The organism is Xanthomonas sp. GW, from assembly GCF_014236815.1.
Taxonomy (GTDB): domain Bacteria; phylum Pseudomonadota; class Gammaproteobacteria; order Xanthomonadales; family Xanthomonadaceae; genus Xanthomonas_A.
This window is the reverse complement of the sequence record NZ_CP051189.1, coordinates 4,386,326-4,402,984: the sequence shown is the minus strand read 5'-3', so window position 1 is coordinate 4,402,984 and position 16,659 is coordinate 4,386,326. Positions and strand designations below refer to the sequence as shown.

General features: G+C 68.9%; 14 protein-coding genes. 5 read left to right on the top strand and 9 right to left on the bottom strand.

Going from position 1 to position 16,659, the window contains the following annotated elements; all coding sequences use genetic code 11:
• The first annotated feature begins 43 nt into the window (after positions 1-43).
• From atpD to HEP73_RS18915, 3 genes are all read left to right on the top strand, one after another.
• Positions 44-1,450: a F0F1 ATP synthase subunit beta gene (atpD, locus tag HEP73_RS18925; protein WP_185821119.1), complete on the top strand. Its 1,407-nt coding sequence runs from the start codon at positions 44-46 to the stop codon at positions 1,448-1,450.
• 144 nt (positions 1,451-1,594) lie between these two features.
• Positions 1,595-2,017 (top strand): F0F1 ATP synthase subunit epsilon, encoded by a 423-nt coding sequence (locus HEP73_RS18920; protein WP_145705148.1) that lies wholly within the window; start codon positions 1,595-1,597, stop codon positions 2,015-2,017.
• A 328-nt stretch (positions 2,018-2,345) separates the two neighbouring features.
• Complete coding sequence (locus HEP73_RS18915; RefSeq protein ID WP_185821118.1) at positions 2,346-2,918, top strand: chorismate mutase; 573 nt, start codon at positions 2,346-2,348, stop codon at positions 2,916-2,918.
• A 160-nt stretch (positions 2,919-3,078) separates the two neighbouring features.
• On the opposite strand, the gene HEP73_RS18910 is transcribed toward HEP73_RS18915, so the two are convergent.
• A complete protein-coding gene (locus HEP73_RS18910; protein ID WP_185821117.1) occupies positions 3,079-3,462 on the bottom strand; it encodes a GtrA family protein in 384 nt (127 codons plus the stop codon).
• Positions 3,463-3,606: 144 nt separating this feature from the next.
• On the opposite strand from HEP73_RS18910, the gene glmU reads away from it, so the two are divergent.
• Both glmU and HEP73_RS18900 read left to right on the top strand, forming a co-directional pair.
• Positions 3,607-4,971 carry a bifunctional UDP-N-acetylglucosamine diphosphorylase/glucosamine-1-phosphate N-acetyltransferase GlmU gene (gene glmU, locus HEP73_RS18905; protein WP_185821116.1) on the top strand — a complete coding sequence of 455 codons (1,365 nt, stop codon included), beginning with the start codon at positions 3,607-3,609 and terminating at the stop codon, positions 4,969-4,971.
• Positions 4,972-5,092: 121 nt separating this feature from the next.
• Positions 5,093-6,049 (top strand): right-handed parallel beta-helix repeat-containing protein, encoded by a 957-nt coding sequence (locus HEP73_RS18900; RefSeq protein WP_185821115.1) that lies wholly within the window; start codon positions 5,093-5,095, stop codon positions 6,047-6,049.
• Between the two features lie 95 nt (positions 6,050-6,144).
• Here the strand turns inward: HEP73_RS18900 and HEP73_RS18895 are convergent, their stop codons facing one another.
• From HEP73_RS18895 to HEP73_RS18860, 8 genes are all read right to left on the bottom strand, one after another.
• A complete protein-coding gene (locus tag HEP73_RS18895; RefSeq protein WP_185821114.1) occupies positions 6,145-7,497 on the bottom strand; it encodes a sensor histidine kinase in 1,353 nt (450 codons plus the stop codon).
• Positions 7,494-8,831, bottom strand: a complete 1,338-nt coding sequence (locus tag HEP73_RS18890; RefSeq protein WP_185821113.1) for a sigma-54-dependent transcriptional regulator — start codon at positions 8,829-8,831, stop codon at positions 7,494-7,496. The genes HEP73_RS18895 and HEP73_RS18890 overlap by 4 nt, the downstream gene beginning before the upstream one ends.
• Before the next feature lie 157 nt (positions 8,832-8,988).
• Positions 8,989-10,161, bottom strand: coding sequence for an FtsX-like permease family protein (locus HEP73_RS18885; RefSeq protein WP_185821112.1), 1,173 nt, complete (start codon positions 10,159-10,161; stop codon positions 8,989-8,991).
• Between the two features lie 17 nt (positions 10,162-10,178).
• Positions 10,179-11,411, bottom strand: a complete 1,233-nt coding sequence (locus HEP73_RS18880; protein WP_185821111.1) for an ABC transporter permease — start codon at positions 11,409-11,411, stop codon at positions 10,179-10,181.
• Between the two features lies 1 nt (position 11,412).
• Complete coding sequence (locus HEP73_RS18875) at positions 11,413-12,741, bottom strand: ABC transporter permease (RefSeq protein WP_185821110.1); 1,329 nt, start codon at positions 12,739-12,741, stop codon at positions 11,413-11,415.
• 39 nt (positions 12,742-12,780) lie between these two features.
• The gene (locus HEP73_RS18870; RefSeq protein WP_185821109.1) at positions 12,781-14,007 is read right to left on the bottom strand and encodes an ABC transporter permease; all 1,227 of its coding nucleotides are present in this window, start codon (positions 14,005-14,007) and stop codon (positions 12,781-12,783) included.
• 37 nt (positions 14,008-14,044) lie between these two features.
• On the bottom strand, positions 14,045-15,346 hold the full coding sequence (locus HEP73_RS18865; protein WP_185821108.1) for an ABC transporter permease: 1,302 nt from the start codon (positions 15,344-15,346) through the stop codon (positions 14,045-14,047).
• A gap of 49 nt (positions 15,347-15,395) precedes the next feature.
• Positions 15,396-16,622: an ABC transporter permease gene (locus HEP73_RS18860; protein ID WP_185821107.1), complete on the bottom strand. Its 1,227-nt coding sequence runs from the start codon at positions 16,620-16,622 to the stop codon at positions 15,396-15,398.
• Between the last annotated feature and the right edge of the window lie 37 nt (positions 16,623-16,659).

Sequence of the window (16,659 nt, the reverse complement as noted above, 5' to 3'; positions counted from 1 at the left end):
TTCCCGACACCAGTTTCGAATAGACATTAGTGGAGTTATCCAAATGAGTCAGGGCAAGATCGTTCAGATCATCGGCGCGGTCGTCGACGTCGAATTCGCGCGTGCCGATGTGCCGAAGATTTACGACGCACTGAAGGTCGAAGGCACGGCCATCACGCTGGAAGTGCAGCAGCAGCTCGGCGACGGCATCGTGCGCACCATCGCGCTCGGTTCCACCGACGGCCTCAAGCGCAACCTGCTGGCGACCAATACCGGCCGCGCGATCTCGGTGCCGGTCGGCCCGGGCACGCTGGGCCGGATCATGGACGTGCTGGGCCGCCCGATCGACGAGGCCGGCGACGTGCAGGCCACCGACCATTGGGAAATCCACCGCGCCGCGCCGAGCTACGAAGACCAGTCCTCGGCCACCGAGCTGCTGGAAACCGGCATCAAGGTCATCGACCTGATGTGCCCGTTCGCCAAGGGCGGCAAGGTCGGCCTGTTCGGCGGCGCCGGCGTCGGCAAGACCGTCAACATGATGGAACTGATCAACAACATCGCCAAGGCGCACGCGGGTCTGTCCGTGTTCGCCGGCGTGGGCGAGCGTACCCGCGAGGGCAACGACTTCTACCACGAGATGAAGGACTCCAACGTCCTGGACAAGGTCGCGATGGTGTACGGCCAGATGAACGAGCCGCCGGGCAACCGCCTGCGCGTGGCGCTGACCGGCCTGACCATGGCCGAGTACTTCCGCGACGAGAAGGACGAGAACGGCAAGGGCAAGGACGTGCTGCTGTTCGTCGACAACATCTACCGCTACACCCTGGCCGGTACCGAAGTGTCGGCGCTGCTGGGCCGCATGCCGTCGGCGGTGGGCTACCAGCCGACCCTGGCCGAGGAAATGGGCGTGCTGCAGGAGCGCATCACCTCGACCAAGACCGGCTCGATCACCTCGATCCAGGCCGTGTACGTGCCCGCGGACGATTACACCGATCCGTCGCCGGCGACCACCTTCGCCCACCTCGACTCGACCGTCGCGCTGTCGCGCAGCATCGCCTCGCTGGGTATCTACCCGGCGGTGGATCCGCTGGATTCGACCTCGCGCATGATGGATCCGAACGTGATCGGCCACGAGCACTACGACACCGCGCGCCGCGTGCAGATGACCCTGCAGAAGTACAAGGAACTGAAGGACATCATCGCGATCCTGGGCATGGACGAGCTGTCCGAAGAGGACAAGCAGTCGGTGTCGCGCGCGCGCAAGATCGAGCGCTTCTTCAGCCAGCCGTTCCACGTGGCCGAAGTGTTCACCGGCTCGCCGGGCAAGTACGTGTCGCTGAAGGACACCATCCGCGGCTTCAAGGGCATCGTCGAAGGCGAGTACGACCACTTGCCGGAGCAGGCGTTCTACATGGTCGGCAGCATCGAAGAAGCGGTCGAGAAGGCCAAGAAGATGGCCGAGAAGGCGTAACAGCCGGGATTCGGCATTCGGGATTAGGGATACGCAAGGCGGCATCGAGGGCGAGGGATTCGGAGTGAAGGCAAGGCGGCGCGACCGCTTTGACCAATCCCGAATCCCCAATCCCCAATCCCGCCTCGCGCCAGCGAGGTAACCATGAGCACCATCCGTTGCGACATCGTCAGCGCCGAGCACGAGATCTACCACGGTGAAGCGACCCTGGTGGTCGCCACCGGCGAGCTGGGCGAGCTGGGCATCGCGCCCAAGCACGCGCCGCTGATCACCCGGCTCAAGCCCGGCAAGGTGGTGGTCACCACCGCCAGCGGCGAGCAGCTGGATTTCGCCATTTCCGGCGGCATCCTTGAGGTGCAGCCGCAGGTGGTGACCATCCTGGCCGACACCGCGATCCGCGCGCAGGACATCGACGAGGCGTCGGTGCGCAAGGCCAAGGAAGAAGCCGAGCGCATGCTCGCCAACCGCGGCGACGGCATCGACGTGGCCGAGGCGCAGGCCAAGCTGGCGGAAGTCACCGCGCAGCTGCAGGCGCTGGAACGCCTGCGCAAGAACCTCAAGCACTGAGCCTCGCTGCACGCGCCGCCTGGCGCAGGCATGCGACGAAGACGCCGGCAACTGCCGGCGTTTTTCGTTTGTGCGGTGCGGTTGGCCACTTGCCGCGCGGCGCCGTCATGCAGCGGCGAAGAGCGCAGCTGGCGTAGCGCGCGTATGCCGGCATCGCTGCGCAACAGTGACATGGCGCACGGCGCTGGCTTTATCGCCGCTGACTCGATTGCGCGCTTGCGTCGCAACCGCGGCGTGCTGCAACGAAATCGTCCAACGGCTTGTGCAAGATGGCGGCCCGATCTGCGGACTCCTTCCCCCACGCAGACGGTTTTTCAGGAGAGACCCGATGACCGCTTCCGCTGCTGCCACACTTCCGCGCGTGCTGAGCGCGCTGCTGGCCGGTACCGCCATGCTGGGCTGCGCGATGCCCGCGCGCAGCGCCACGCCGCTGGAGCCGCTGCTCGACCGCATCGTCGAACGCAACGCGATCGGCGACCAGGTCGCGCTGAGCAAGTGGGACAGCGGCAAGCCGGTACTGGACGCCACCCGCGAGGCCGCGGTGCTGGCCAGCGTGCGCGCGCAGGCGCCGGCGCACGGCGTGGATGCGGACGACGCGGCGCGCTTCTTCGGCATGCAGATCGAGTCCAACAAGCTGGTGCAATACCAGTTGCTGGAGCGTTGGCGCCTGCGCGGCCGCGCCCCCGACCAGCCGCGCCCTGACCTGACCGCGCTGCGCGCGCGCCTGGACCAGTTGCAGGGCGAGATGCTGGACGCCCTGCAGGCCAGCGCCGCGACCCGGCAGGCGCCGGACTGCCCGGCGGCGACCGCGCGCGCGGCCGAGGCCTATGCGCTGCGCTGGCAGCTGGACCAGGTCCATCGCACCGCGCTGGTGCGCAGCCTGGGCGATTTCTGCCACTGAGCGGGTACGCACGGGAATCCGATTGCGCGCAGATGCGGTCACAATCCGGTCAATTCTGTAGGAGCGGCTTCAGCCGCGACGGGCTTTCCCGATAGGGCCTGTCGCGGCTGAAGCCGCTCCTACGGGGGGCTGTGCATGTTGAAGCCAGCGCCTAGCGCGCCTAGCTGTACACCAGGTGCCGCCCGACGAAGAACGACAGCACCGCCAGCACGCCCTCGACCACCGGCTTGGCCAGCCAGGCCAGGCGCAGGCCCAGCGCGTCCACGCACAGCGACACCAGCCAGGTGCTGAGCAGGGTCATCAGGATCCACATCGCCATGAAGCGGCCAAAGCGCTGCCAGCCCAGGCGCGCGCCGTCGTCGCTGGCGAAGGTGATGCGGCCGTTGAGCCAGAAGCCGAGCAGGGCGCCGCACACGCGGCCGAGCACGTTGGCCGGGATCGGCGGCATGCCGGCGGCGGTGGCCGCGACGAACACGCTCCAGTCGATCAGCAGTTGCAGCAATCCGATCAGCACGAATTGACCGCCCTGGCGCAGCAGACTCATGGAAGCCCTGGGTTGGGATCAAGCGCGCATGCTAGCGTCTGCCACGCAGATGTAAATGCCGCGGCGTCGCGAGGCTTCGGACGTTGCGGCACGCACACGCGGCTGCCTCTAAAATCCCCGTCAGACCCGGAATGGAACTTCCCCATGAGCCTGCCCCTGCACGTCGTGATCCTTGCCGCCGGTGCGGGCAAGCGGATGAAGTCCGCCAAGCCCAAGGTGCTGCAACCCATCGCCGGCCGGCCGATGCTGGCCCACGTGATCGAAACCGCGCGCCAGTTGCAGCCGGCGGCGATCCATGTGGTCTATGGCCATGGCGGCGACGCGGTGCGCGCGGCCTTCGGCGACCAGCCGGATCTGCTGTGGGCCGAGCAGGCGCAGCAATTGGGCACCGGGCATGCGGTGCAGCAGGCGATGGCCGCGGTGCCGGATGCGGCCACCGTGCTGGTGCTGTACGGCGACGTGCCGCTGACCCGCGCCGACACCTTGTTGCGCCTGCTGCACTCGCCGGGGCGGCTGGCGGTGCTGGTGGCCGAACCCGACGACCCCAGCGGCTATGGCCGCATCGTGCGCGACGCGGCGGGCAAGGTCGCGGCGATCGTGGAGCACAAGGATGCCGACGACGATCAGCGCCGCATCCGCGCCATCAACACCGGCATCGTCACCGCCGAATCCACCGCGCTCAAGCGCTGGCTGGCGCAATTGCGCAGCGACAACGCGCAAGGCGAGTACTACCTCACCGACGTGTTCGCCGCCGCCGCTGCCGAATTCACCCCGGCGGAGATGGTGCTGGTGGCCGATCCGATCGAGGCCGAGGGCGCCAACGACCCCTGGCAGCTGGCGCAGCTGGAGCGCGCCTGGCAGCTGCGCGCGGCGCGCGCGCTGTGCGAGCAGGGTGCGCACCTGCTCGATCCGAACCGGTTGGACCAGCGCGGCCGCGTGCGCGTGGGCCGCGACGTGTGCATCGACGTGAACGTGGTGCTGGAAGGCGAGGTGGAACTGGGCGACGGGGTCAGCATCGGTCCGTTCGTGCGGCTGAAGGACGTGGTGCTGGGGCCGGGCACCGAAGTGCGCGCGCACTGCGACCTGGAAGGCGTGGTCACCGAAGGCGCGGTGATGATCGGGCCGTTCGCGCGGCTGCGGCCGGGCACGGTGCTGGCCGACGGCGTGCACATCGGCAATTTCGTCGAGACCAAGAAGGTGGTGCTCGGCGTCGGCAGCAAGGCCAATCATCTGAGCTATCTGGGCGATGCGACGATCGGCAGCGGGGTCAACATCGGCGCCGGCACCATCACCTGCAACTACGACGGCGTGAACAAGTCGCAGACCACGATTGGCGACGACGTCTTCGTCGGCTCCAACAGCGCGCTGGTGGCGCCGCTGACGATCGGTACCGGGGCGACCATCGGCGCCGGGTCGGTGATCACGCGCGATGCGCCGGCCGGCCAGCTCACCGTGGCGCGGGCGCGGCAGGCCACGCACGAAGACTGGAAGCGGCCGAAGAAGAAATAGCCGGCAGCGGGGCGCTGGGCGGCGCGTGACAGGCATCGCAACCGCACGCGCAGGGCCGCGCTAAGGTGGCGCGGCTGGCCGGATCCGGCGCCAGCGTCGCAACGCTCCATGGAGGTGTTCGATGTCGGTACGACGCATGCGATGGTGGGTCTTGATGGTGCTGGTGGCGGCGGGCGGCGTGCACGCGCAGACCTTCCGCCTGTACCTGGCGCCCGATGGCGACGATGCCGCGGCCGGGACCAGCGCCGCCACCGCATTGAAGACGTTGAGCGCCGCGCAGCAACGGCTGCTGGCGCAACCGCCGCCGGCGGCGGTGGAAATCGTGGTCGCGCCCGGCACCTATCTGGGCCAGTCGGTGCGCTGGACGTTCCGCAACGGCGCGCCGCTGCGCATCGTCGCCGCCTCCGGTGCGAGCACGCTGCCGCACTTCGACGGACGCGGCGGCGGCACCTGGTTCACCCTGCGCGGCGGCGGCAACCAGCGCACCCAGCTGCAGTTCGTCGGCCTGGAAGTCAGCGACTACTGGATGGCGATGGACCTGGGCAGCAGCAACGCGGCCGCCGACGGCAACGCCGGCAACGAGATCCGCGGCATGCGTTTCGTCCGCATCGGCGGCATCCATGGCCAGGGCGATCCGGCGTATTCGTATGCGGCGATCCGCTTGCAGAACTCGCGCGACAACGTGATCGCCGACAACCAGTTCAGCGCGATCGAGAACAGCAAGGAAACCTCCGGTTACATCCATGCGCTGTACCTGGCGCGTCATTCGACCGGCAATACGGTCGAGGGCAACAGCTTCACCGACGTCAACGGCGACGTGGTGCGCACCCGCGATGCCTCCGACGATACCGTTGTGCGTGGCAACCAGTTCGTGCGCGCCGGCAAGTACGCCGCGTTCTCCGACTGGTTCGACCCGGACCAAGGCGAATGTCCGTCGCAAGGCGGGCGCTTCGTCGACAACACGGTCGGCGCCGGTTACTACGGCGCGATTCCGGCCACGGCCACGACGGGCGCCGACGACGCCTGCGGTGCGCTGGGCACGCCGCGCATCGTCGAGAGCGGCACCGTACACGAGTAAGTCCGTATGCACCCTGTAGGAGCGGCTTCAGCCGCGACAGACATTCCGGTAGAACCTGTCGCGGCTGAAGCCGCTCCTACAGGGGGCGTGAGGCGCTAGCTCGCCGACGCCAGCGGCAACTGCACCGCCACGCACAGCCCGCCTTCGTCGCGGTTCTGCAGCGACAGGCGGCCGCCGTGCGCTTCGACGATCTCGCGGGTCAGCGCCAGGCCCAGGCCGGTGCCGTTGCGCTTGGTCGAATAGAACGGCATCAGCGCGTTGTGCAGCACTGCTTCGTTCATGCCGCTGCCGCGGTCCAGCACTTCGATGCGCAGCCATTCGGGGCGGGTGGAGACGCGGATGCGCACGCTGTCGGCCGGCGCCTGGCCCTCGGGGCTGGATTCGTGCGCGTTCTTGACCAGGTTGAGCAGCGCCTGCTGCAGCTGCGCCGGATCGACCCGGCTGTGCAGGTCGGGCGCTTCCAGTTCCAGCGCGAACGGGATCTGCTGTTGCAGCCCGGCCAGGAACTGCGCCCAGTGCACGGTCTGCAACTGCGGCTGCGGCAGTTTGGCGAAGCGCGCGTAGCCGCGGATGAAGCCTTCCAGGTGCCGCGCGCGCTCCTCGATGGTGCCGAACACTTCTTCCAGCCGTTCCACCTTCTGCCGCCGCACCAACTCGGCGCCGGAGTGCGCCAGCGAGGCGATCGGCGCCAGCGAGTTGTTCAATTCGTGGCTGATGACCCGGATCACCTTCTTCCAGGTATGCACTTCCTGGCGGCGCAGCTCGGCGGTGAGCAGGCGGATCAGCAGCAGTTCGTGCGGACGGCCGTTGAGGCGGAAGCGGCGCCGCGACAGGTGGTAGACCTGCTCCTCTTCAGGGTCCTCGTCGTCGTCGATGGTGAACAGGCTGTCGCCGCCGCGCGCCACGGCCTCGCGCAGCGCCGGCGGCATGCCCAGCAGCAGGTCGTCCAGGCGCTGGCCTTCCAGTTTCCAGCCGCCGTGCAGCAGCTTGCGCGCGGCCAGGTTGGAGAACACCACGCGGCGCAGGCCGTCGCCGCCGTTGGAGGTCAGCAGCATCGCCACCGGGGTGTTCTGCACCATGGTGTCGAGCATCAGTTCGCGCTGCGCCAGGCCCTGCCGTTGCTCGCGCAGGATATCGCCCAGCTGCCGGTGCGCGGCGACCATCTCGCCCAGTTCGTCGTCGCCGCGCCAGTGCACGCCGAAGTTGTATTCGCCGTCGCGGTAGCTGCTGACGGTGCCGGCCAGGGCGCGGAACAGCGAGCGCATCGGCGCGGTGGCGCGGCGCAGCGTCCACCACATCAGCGCCAGCAGAGACAGCGCCGACAAGGTCACCACTTCCCAGCCGCGGTCCATCCAGTACGCCAGCAGCCACGGCATCGCCGCGGCCAGCGCCAGCACCGGCAACAGGCGCAGGAACAGGCCGACGGTGAAGGAGCGGCGCAGTTTCATTCGCGCGGGATTCCGTAGCGGTCCATGCGCCGGTACAGCGCCTGCCGGCTCATGCCCAATTCGGCCGCGGCCTGGGCGATGACGCCGTTGGCGCGGCCAAGCACCGCGACGATGCGCTCGCGGTCCGGTTCGGCGCCGGGCGCGGGACGCTGCGCTGCGGGCTTGGGCAGGTTGAGGTCGGCGGCCTCGATCAGGCGGCCGCCGGCCAGCAGTTCGGCGCGCTGGACGACGTTGCGCAGTTCGCGCACGTTGCCGGGCCAGGCATGCCGCTGCAGCGCCTGCGCGGCGCCGGCCGACAGCGCCTTGGCGCCGGACAGGAAGTGCTCGGCCAGCGGCAGGATGTCGCCGGGGCGGTCGGCCAGCGCCGGCAGCGACAGTTCCACCGCGTTGAGCCGGTAGTACAGATCCTCGCGGAAGCTGCCTTCGCGGATCATCGCGGTCAGGTCGGCATTGGTGGCGCTGATCACCCGCACCTTGACCTGGCGCTCGCGGTTGGAGCCGAGCCGTTCGAAGCGCCCGGTTTCCAGCACGCGCAGCAGTTTCATCTGCCCGGCCAGCGACAGGTTGCCGATCTCGTCCAGGAACAGGGTGCCGCCGTCGGCGGCCTCGAACTTGCCTTCGCGGACCTTGTTGGCGCCGGTGTAGGCGCCGGCCTCGGCGCCGAACAATTCGGCTTCGATCAGCTCGGCCGGAATAGCGCCGCAGTTCAGCGCCACGAACGGGCCCTGCCGCATCGGCGAGTTGGCCTGGACGATTTCGGCGATCTTCTCCTTGCCGCTGCCGTTGGGGCCGGTGATCAGCACCGGCAGTTCCGAGCGCGCGACCTGGCAGGCCAGGGCGATGGCGCGCTCGCTGGCCGGGTCGGCGAACACCGCGCCGCGCAGGTCGTAGCGCTGCGCCAGCTGCTGGCGGTGGCGGCGTTCGCCGTCGCGGCGCCGTTCCAGTTCGCGCCGCGCCTCGGACAGTTCCAGCAGGTTGTTGACCGTGGTCAGCAGCTTGCGGTCGTCCCAGGGTTTGGCCAGGTAGTCGGCGGCGCCGGCCTTGACCAGTTCCACCGCGCTGCTGAGCTGGGTCCAGGCGGTCAGCAGGATCACCGGCAGGTCCGGATGGCGCGCGCGGATCGCATCGAACAGCGCCACGCCTTCCTCGCCCGAGGTGGTGTCGGCGGTGAAGTTCATGTCCTGCAGCACCAGGTCGATATCGCCCTCGGCCAGGCGCTGCAGCCCGGCATCGGGGCTGTCCGCATGCACTGTCTCGATGTCGTGCAGCGAGAACAGCACTTCCAGCGCGGTGGCGACGGCGGGGTTGTCGTCGATGATCAGGATGCAGGGCATCGGGAACCTTGTCGGATGGCTTGGGCGGAACGGGCGAATGCCGGACGAAGCGGCATCATCGCAGTCCCGGTGTGGCTTGTCGTGTGCGTCAGCTGCCGCCGGCATGCGGCCGCTGCCACTGCGGGCGCGCGCGACGTGGCGACCACGCGCATGCGCATCACCGATACGCCGCAGGCGACAGCCGCGCCGCGCGGACGGCCGGCCCGCGCATCGCCAGCCAGCCGGCAGCGAGCAACAGCAACGCGATGGCCAGGGCGGACAGTGGCGGCGGCGACAGCGCTGCGGCATCCGGCAGGACCCGGCGCAGCAGCGCGGCGACACCCGTGCCGATGGCGACGCCCAGGCCGCACAGCAGCAGGTTCTCATGATGCAGCTGCCGGCGGATCTGCGCCGCGCGCGCGCCCAGCGCACGCCGCAACGCGATCTGCCGGTAACGCTGGCGCACCATCAGCTCGCTGATGGCGTAGACCGTCGCGGTCGTGGCGAGCAACCACAGCGCCGCACCTGCAGCCAGCAGCATCAGCCGCTGAAGATGCACGCGCTGTTGCTGCGAGCGCAGTTCGCCGGCGCTGCCCAGCTCATGCATCCGCCCCGCTGCGATCCGCTGCGCATCCGCCCCCAGGCGCGCGCGGACCTGCATCGGATCGCCGTGCGCGACGCGCAGCACATACAGCGCGTCGCCGTCATCGCGCAGGCGCAACGCCAGGATGGCGCCGTCCTCGTCGCCGGCGCCCGGCGCGCGCAGCCGCTCGACGATGCCGACCACCCGTGCCGGCGGCCCGCCGCCCAGATACACCGCCTCTCCCACCGCGTCGCGGCCCGGGAACAGCCTCGCTGCCAGCGACTGGGTCAGGATCACCCGCTGCGCCAGGTCCAGCGCGGTGGGCGAGGTGAGGTCGCGGTACTCGTCGCTGGCGAAATCGTGACCGCGCTGCAGGCGCAGGCCCAGCGCGGCCACCAGTCCGGTACCGCCGAGGTAGGTGGTCACGCGGAACTGTCCGCCGGCACCGTCGGCGCGCGGTCCCATCAGCGTGCTCCAGTGCTCGGGTCCGAATGGCAGCTGATTGATCGCCGCCACGTGCAGGACGCCGGGGATCGCACCCAATGCCGTGGCCTGACGCTGCGCTTGCGCGGCGGACACGCGGCCGTTGAGCCGCAGCGTCAGCAGATGCGCGTCGTCGTCGATGCCGCTGGAGGCGTGCATCCGCGCATGCGCCTGCAACGCCAGCGTGCCCATCGCGAGCAGCACCGGATAGCCGAGCGCCATCTGCAGCACGATCAGCGCCGCCAGCAGCGGGTGCCTGTACGGCGAGATCAGGAGTCGATCCATGATCCGAGGCGATCCGCTCAGGCGCTGCGCGTGGCGACCGCAGGCGGCACTGCGGCGGCGCGTTGCGCCGGCCACAGCACCGCCAGCTGGCCGAGCGCAAGCAAGGCCATGGCCGCCGCCGACAGGTAGCCCGGCGGCAGACGCGACAGGTCGTAGTGGCGCATCAGCGCCTGGTTGAGCAGCACTGCCAGCGCCATGCCCAGCACGCTGCCGCTGCCCACGATCAGCAGGTTCTCGGTCTGGAAGTAACGCAGGATGTCGCGGCGGGTCGCGCCGATGGCGCGGCGGATGCCGATCTGGCGCGTGCGCTGCTGGACCCAGAAGCTGGCCAGTCCGCCGATGCCCAGGGCGGTGACGAACAGTAGGCCGGTGGTCGCGGCGAGCAGCAGCCCGATCATGGTGGCATCGTGCTGGAAGTAGCGCTGCCGCACCTGCGCAAAACTGCGCCGTCCCTCGTTCGGAATCAGCCGCAACGGACCGGCCTTGGCCAGTGTGCCCGCCGCTGCGGCCAGCACGCGGTCGCGGTCCTGCGCTGCGCTGCGCAACAGGTACTGCGTCTGGCTGCCCGCGGGAAGCTGCGGCGACAGCGCGACCAGATGATCGACCGCTCCGCTGCGCAGAGTCGGTCGCAGCAGGTCGTCGACGACGCCGACGACGGTGGCCTGGCCATCGCCATACAGCGTTTTGCCGACGGCCGATTGGCCTGGCCACAGCTGCCGCGCCAGCGTGCGGGTGACGATCAGCGCGCTCGGGGAGGCGGTGGAATATTCGTCGGCACGGAAGTCGCGGCCGGCGACCAGGCGCGCGCCCATGGCCTGCACGAATCCGGGCGAGCCCGAGTAGTAGGTAGCCTGGATGCAACCAGCGGCCTCCATCGAGCGCTGCGCGCTCGCGCGTTCCAGCGCTTGCCGGTCGGCACAACCGCCATAGTCGTCGGAGCCGCCTGACAGCGGCGTGCTGAAGCCGAACGCGGTCGCCGCCTTGACCCCAGGGATGGCGCGCAGCGCCAGCAGGTCGGCCTGCTGCTGGGCCTGCGCATTGTCGCCGCCCTGCAGGCCGCGGACCGAGATCAATGCGAGTTCGTCCTCGGGCAGGCCGCTCGGGGTCCGTAGCCGTTCGATCCGCCCGCCGATCAGGAACACTGCGTTGGCGACGAAGGCGCAGGTCAGCGCGACCTGCAGCATCAGCAGCGCGGCGGTGAGGCGATGGTGATGCAGGCTGGAGAGGATGGGACGGATCGGCAGGTTCATGTCAGATGTCCTTGACCTGCAAGGCCGGGTTGATCCGGCTGGCCCGCCAGGCCGGCAGCAGGCCGGCCAGCAGCGCGGCGATCACCGCCAGCGCCACGGTGGCCAACAGCATCTCCAGGTCCATCCGCGCGACCTTGGCATAGTCGTCCGGGCGTTGGCGCACGCTCCACAGCCCCAGTTCGGCGATCGCGATTCCCAGAACGCCGCCGAGCAATCCGATCAATGCGGCTTCGCCGCCGAACTGCAGCAGCACGTGGCCGCGCCGGGCGCCGAGTGCGCGGCGCACGCCGATCTCGCTGCCGCGACGCAGGAACTTCGCCAGCAACAGCGCAATCACATTGACCAGGCAGATCCACAGGAAGCCCAGCGCCAGCATCGCCTGCAGGCGCACGTCGTCGGGCACCATCCGCAGGTGACGCAGCCAGTCCATCAACCCATACAGCCGCGTGCGCTGCGGCGGGCGTTGGAAACGTCCGCTGGCATGTTGTGTCGCGGCATAGTCGTAGAGGAAGCGTCGATACGCCGACACCTGCTGCGGCGTATCCAACTGCACCCAGAACTGCAGCCAGCTTGTGGAAGGATCCTTGAGCCGCGCCTGGGCGTTGCTGGCGGGCGCTTCCCAACTGCTGACGCTGTTGCTGGTGCCCAGCCCCAGTTCCATCGCCGTGGACAGCGGCAGGAAGAAATCGTCCTGCTGGCCGAAACCGCCCTTGCTGTTCGGGTCGGCGTAGAACAGCGGCTGCGGGTTCCACGCACCGGCGACGCCGATCACCTGGAAACCGATGCGTTTTTCTCCTAGCGCGATCCGCTGGCCGACCGGATCGCGTGTGCCGAACAGGGTATCGGCCAGAGCATGGCTCAGCACGATGACACGCGCGTGGTCCTGATCGTCGCGTGCGCTCCAGCCGCGTCCGCGTTGCAGCGGCACGCCGAACAGGTCAAAGAACTGCGTGCTGGCATAACGGCCGCTCAGGTCGAGCGGCGGCATGCTCGCGCGCGGTGGCCATAGCAGCGTCTGTCCGCCGGCGATCGCCGCCTGATGCGTAGCGCGGCTGGCCCGCAGCAGGGCCATGGCGTCGAACCAGGTGAGATTGTCCGCCGGGTCGCCCCATTCCTGGTTGTCTGGCGTGTTGGCCGGCAAGGGATCCAGGTGCGGGGTATAGAGCACGCCGCTCTTGTCCGGCAGCGGATCGCGCGACATCACGTGCAGTACCGTCAGCATGGTCATGCTCGCGCCGATACCCAGGCCGATCGCCAGCACCATCAACGCGGTGGCGATCGGCGTGCGCAGCAGACTGCGCCAGGCCATCGTCAGGGAGTAGTACAGCATCCGCAAGTTCCTCGGTTGCGTGTCGTCGTCTGCGATGGGTCAGGCGCTGCGCGTGGCCACCGCCGGCGGCACGCGGGTGGCGCGGCGCGCCGGCCCGAGCACCGCGAGCTGGCCGAGCAGCCACAGCGCCAGCGCGCCGACCGGCAGGTACCACAGCGGCAGCCGCGGCAGTTCGTAGGCGCTCATCAGGTACAGGTTGGCGGCATAGGCCAGCAGCATGCCCAGACCTATGCCGGCGCTGGCGAGCAGGAAGTTCTCCAGCTGGAAATAGCGCAGCACCTGGCCGCGGGTGGCGCCGAGCGCGCGGCGCACGCCGATCTGCTTGGTGCGCTGCTGCACCCAGAAGCTGGCCAGGCCGACGATGCCCAGCGCGGTGATCAACAGCAGCATCGCGCACACCGCGACCAGCAGCCAGGCCATCGCGCGGTCGTTGCGGTAGTAGTGCGCGCGCGCCTGCTCCAGGGACACGCTGCTCTGGTCGCGGATCATGCGCCGCGGCCCGTGCGCGAGCAGCAGCTTGCGCGCCTGCTGCTGCACCGCCTCGCGCTGCGCCGGGTCGTCCACGCGCAGCACGTAGGTGCCGCGCGTGTATGGCATGTTCACCGGGAACAGCATCGCGCTTTCGTAGTCCATCGCCGAGCCGTAGTCGCGGGGTTGGACCAGGCGTTCGACCACGCCCACCACCCGTTGCTGACCGTACACGTAGATCGATTTGCCGATCGCCGACTGCCCGGGGAACAGGCGCTGGGCCAGAGTCCGGCTCAGGATCACCGACGGCACCACCGCCTTGTCGTTCGGGTCCATCAGGTGCGCATAGTCGAGGACCTCGTCTGCGTTGAAGCGGCGGCCCTCCACCAGTTTCAGGCCCAACGTGTCGAGCAGCTGCGCGTCGCCGAAGTAGTTGGTGGCGCTCAGCGTGGCGCGTTGCTGGTCCGGGCCGAGCGAGACGCCGCTGGAGCCGATCGAACTGCCGAACAGCGGCTGGTTGACGACGCTGGCGTTGCGCACGCCGGGAATGCGCCGCAGCGCGTCCAGGTCCGCGCGGGTGAGCGCGGCGGCATCGTTTTGCCCGAGGACGTTGCCGACCTTGACGTAGACCAGCTGCGATTCCGCCGCGCCGGTGGGGCGCTGGATGTTGTGCAGGCGCGTGCCGATCAGGAACAGCGCGTTGCAGACCACGGCGCAACTGAAGGCGATCTCCAGCACGATGAGCAGTGCGGCGATCTTGTGCTTGCGCAAGCTGGAGAGAATGGGGCGGATATGCACGGGAACGTTCCTGATGGGAAGGAGGGTGCGCGGCGCGTCACTGCGACTTGAGTTGCAGCGCGGTCTGCACGCGCATGGCCTGCCACGCCGGCAGCGCGCCGGCCAGCAGGCTGCTGCCCAGGGTCAGCGCCAGTGCGGTCAGCAGCATGCTGCCGTCCATGTGCGCCAGCCCGGCATAGTCGGCCGGCTGCTGCCGCACCAGCCACAGGCCGATCCAGGCGAACAGCAGGCCGATCGCGCCGCCGACTGCGCCGATCATTGCCGCTTCCACCAGGTGCTGGGCGAAGATCGCCCGGCGCGATGCGCCGAGCGCCCGCCGCACCCCGATCTCGCCGCCCTGGCGCAGGAACTTGGCCAGCATCAGGCCGACGGTGTTGAGCAGGCAGATGCCGAGGAACACCAGCGCCAGCCACAGCTGCAGGCGCACGTCGGCCGGCACCGCATGATTGCGGTCCAGCCAGGTCATCACGTCGCTCAGGCGCGCATCGGCCGGATGGCTGAAACGGCCGGCATCGTGTTGCTGGCGCGCGTAGCTGTCCAGGTAATCGCGGTAGGCGGTGCGCTTGCCGGCGTCGGCGAGTTCCACCCAGTACTGGATCCACGCGCACGGCGCGTTCTCGCTGTCTTGGCCATCGCCGCTGCTGCCCCAGCACTCCATGCTGCCGCTCGCTCCCATCTGCAGGTCGCGCGAGGTCGAGAACGGAATGAAGATGTCCTCGCTGTCGCCGTATTCGGTGTTGGTCAGGTCGTAGAAGCGCGGGTTCATGCTCCAGTCCTCGGTAACGCCGACGATGCGCAGCATGTTTTCGCCGACCTGCAGGTCGCGCCCGGTGCTGTCCACGTCGCCGAACAACTGATCGTTGAGCTTGCGCGAGAGCACCGCCACGCGCGCGCGCCGCGTGTCGTCCTCGGCGGTCCAGGCGTGGCCGTAGCGCATCGGGATCGCGAACATCGGAAAGAAGTCGGCCGAGGTGAAGCGTGCTTCGACGTGGGACGGCGTCTGTTCGGCCTTGACCGGCACCACGTTCACGCCGCCGGCGGACATCATCGCCTGGTGGTCGCCGCGCTTGTCGCGCAACAGCGCTTCGGCGTCGCGGCGGGTCAGCTGCAGCGGTTCGGTCGCGCCCGGTTCGTACTTTTCGTCCGGATAGACGTTCATCTCCACGTAGAACAGCTGCGCGCTCTTGCCCGGGATCGGGTCGGCGGCCAGGACGTGGAACACGGTCAGCGTGGTCATCGACGCGCCGATGCCGACCGCGATGGCGAGCACCATCAACGCGGTCAGCAGGCGGTTGCGGCCGAAGCTGTGCAGCGCCAGTTTGCAGTAGTAGCCGAACATCGGGAGTCCTGGAAAAAAGGGCCGGCATGACGCCGGCCAAGGGGACGCTTCAAGCACTGCGCGTGGCCACTGCCGGCGGTACCGCCGCGGCGCGGCGCGCCGGCGCGAACACCGCGATCTGGCCGAGCAGCCACAGCGTGATCGCACCGAACGGCAGGTAGTACAGCGGCAGCCGCGGCAGTTCGTACTTGCCCATCAGCCACTGGTTGATCGCGTAGGCCAGCAGCATGCCGAGCACGATGCCGGTGCTGGCCAGCAGGAAGTTCTCGGTCTGGAAGTAGCGCAGGATCTGCCCGCGGGTGGCGCCGAGCGCGCGGCGGATGCCGATCTGCTTGGTGCGCTGCTGCACCCAGAAGCTGGCCAGGCCGACGATGCCCAATGCGGTCACGATCAGCAGCGCCACGCACACCGCGCCGAGCAGCCACACCATCGCGCGGTCGCCCTGGAAGTAGGCGTCGCGGATTTCGGCGTAGGTCTGCTGCTTCAATACCAGCCGGCTATTGTCCACCTTCATCAGCGCCGCGGTCGCGGCGGCGAGCACTTCCTGGCGCCGCGCCGGGTCGGTGACGCGCAGCACGTACAGGCCCTTGGTGTAGTTCAGGCGCAGCGGCAGCAGCATCGCGTAGTCGATTTCGGCCAGGCCGCTGGTCGCGGCCGGCCGCGCCAGCGTGTCGACGATGCCGACCACGCGCACCGGGATCTGTCCGGTATAGAGGGTCTTGCCGAGAGCATTCTGCCCAGGGAACATCTTCTCCGCGGTGGCACGATTGAGAATGATGGCGGTACCTTTTTTCTGCGCGTCCTTGTCGGTTTGCGCGGTCTCCAGATCCAGGTATTCGTCGGGCGTGAAATCGCGCCCGGCCGCCAGCCGCAGGCCCAGTGTCTGCAGCGTGCCTTCTTCTGCCATGTACTGCGCCGCGTTGAGGGTGGGCCGCTCCTGGTCCGGGGTCAGCGACAGGCTGGTGTTCCAGGAGTAGTGTACGAACGGCACCTGGTTGAGTACGGTCGCGTTGCGCACGCCCGGCACGGCGCGCAACGCGGCCAGATCCTCACGGGTGCGCGCGGCCGCATTGACCTGCTGGCCGATGCCGCCGAGCGAGACCGTCACCAGTTCCGACTCGGCGATGCCGCTGGGCCGGTGCAGGGTTTCGATGCGGTTGCCGATCAGGAACAGCGCGTTGCATACGATGGCGCAGGCAAGCGCGATCTCCAGCACGATCAGCGCGGCGGCGGTCTTGTGCCGGCGCAGGGTGGAAAGGATGGGGCGGATGTCCATGGCGATAACCTTGTGAGGGACCTTCGTTGGCGGTCTG

Bases quoted from the DNA above. Each gene is read 5' to 3' on its own strand.
- atpD (WP_185821119.1), top strand. From the start codon at position 44: ATGAGTCAGGGCAAGATCGTTCAGATCATCGGCGCGGTCGTCGACGTC.
- HEP73_RS18920 (WP_145705148.1), top strand. From the start codon at position 1,595: ATGAGCACCATCCGTTGCGACATCGTCAGCGCCGAGCACGAGATCTAC.
- HEP73_RS18915 (WP_185821118.1), top strand. From the start codon at position 2,346: ATGACCGCTTCCGCTGCTGCCACACTTCCGCGCGTGCTGAGCGCGCTG.
- HEP73_RS18910 (WP_185821117.1), bottom strand. From the start codon at position 3,462: ATGAGTCTGCTGCGCCAGGGCGGTCAATTCGTGCTGATCGGATTGCTG.
- glmU (WP_185821116.1), top strand. From the start codon at position 3,607: ATGAGCCTGCCCCTGCACGTCGTGATCCTTGCCGCCGGTGCGGGCAAG.
- HEP73_RS18900 (WP_185821115.1), top strand. From the start codon at position 5,093: ATGTCGGTACGACGCATGCGATGGTGGGTCTTGATGGTGCTGGTGGCG.
- HEP73_RS18895 (WP_185821114.1), bottom strand. From the start codon at position 7,497: ATGAAACTGCGCCGCTCCTTCACCGTCGGCCTGTTCCTGCGCCTGTTG.
- HEP73_RS18890 (WP_185821113.1), bottom strand. From the start codon at position 8,831: ATGCCCTGCATCCTGATCATCGACGACAACCCCGCCGTCGCCACCGCG.
- HEP73_RS18885 (WP_185821112.1), bottom strand. From the start codon at position 10,161: ATGGATCGACTCCTGATCTCGCCGTACAGGCACCCGCTGCTGGCGGCG.
- HEP73_RS18880 (WP_185821111.1), bottom strand. From the start codon at position 11,411: ATGAACCTGCCGATCCGTCCCATCCTCTCCAGCCTGCATCACCATCGC.
- HEP73_RS18875 (WP_185821110.1), bottom strand. From the start codon at position 12,741: ATGCTGTACTACTCCCTGACGATGGCCTGGCGCAGTCTGCTGCGCACG.
- HEP73_RS18865 (WP_185821108.1), bottom strand. From the start codon at position 15,346: ATGTTCGGCTACTACTGCAAACTGGCGCTGCACAGCTTCGGCCGCAAC.
- HEP73_RS18860 (WP_185821107.1), bottom strand. From the start codon at position 16,622: ATGGACATCCGCCCCATCCTTTCCACCCTGCGCCGGCACAAGACCGCC.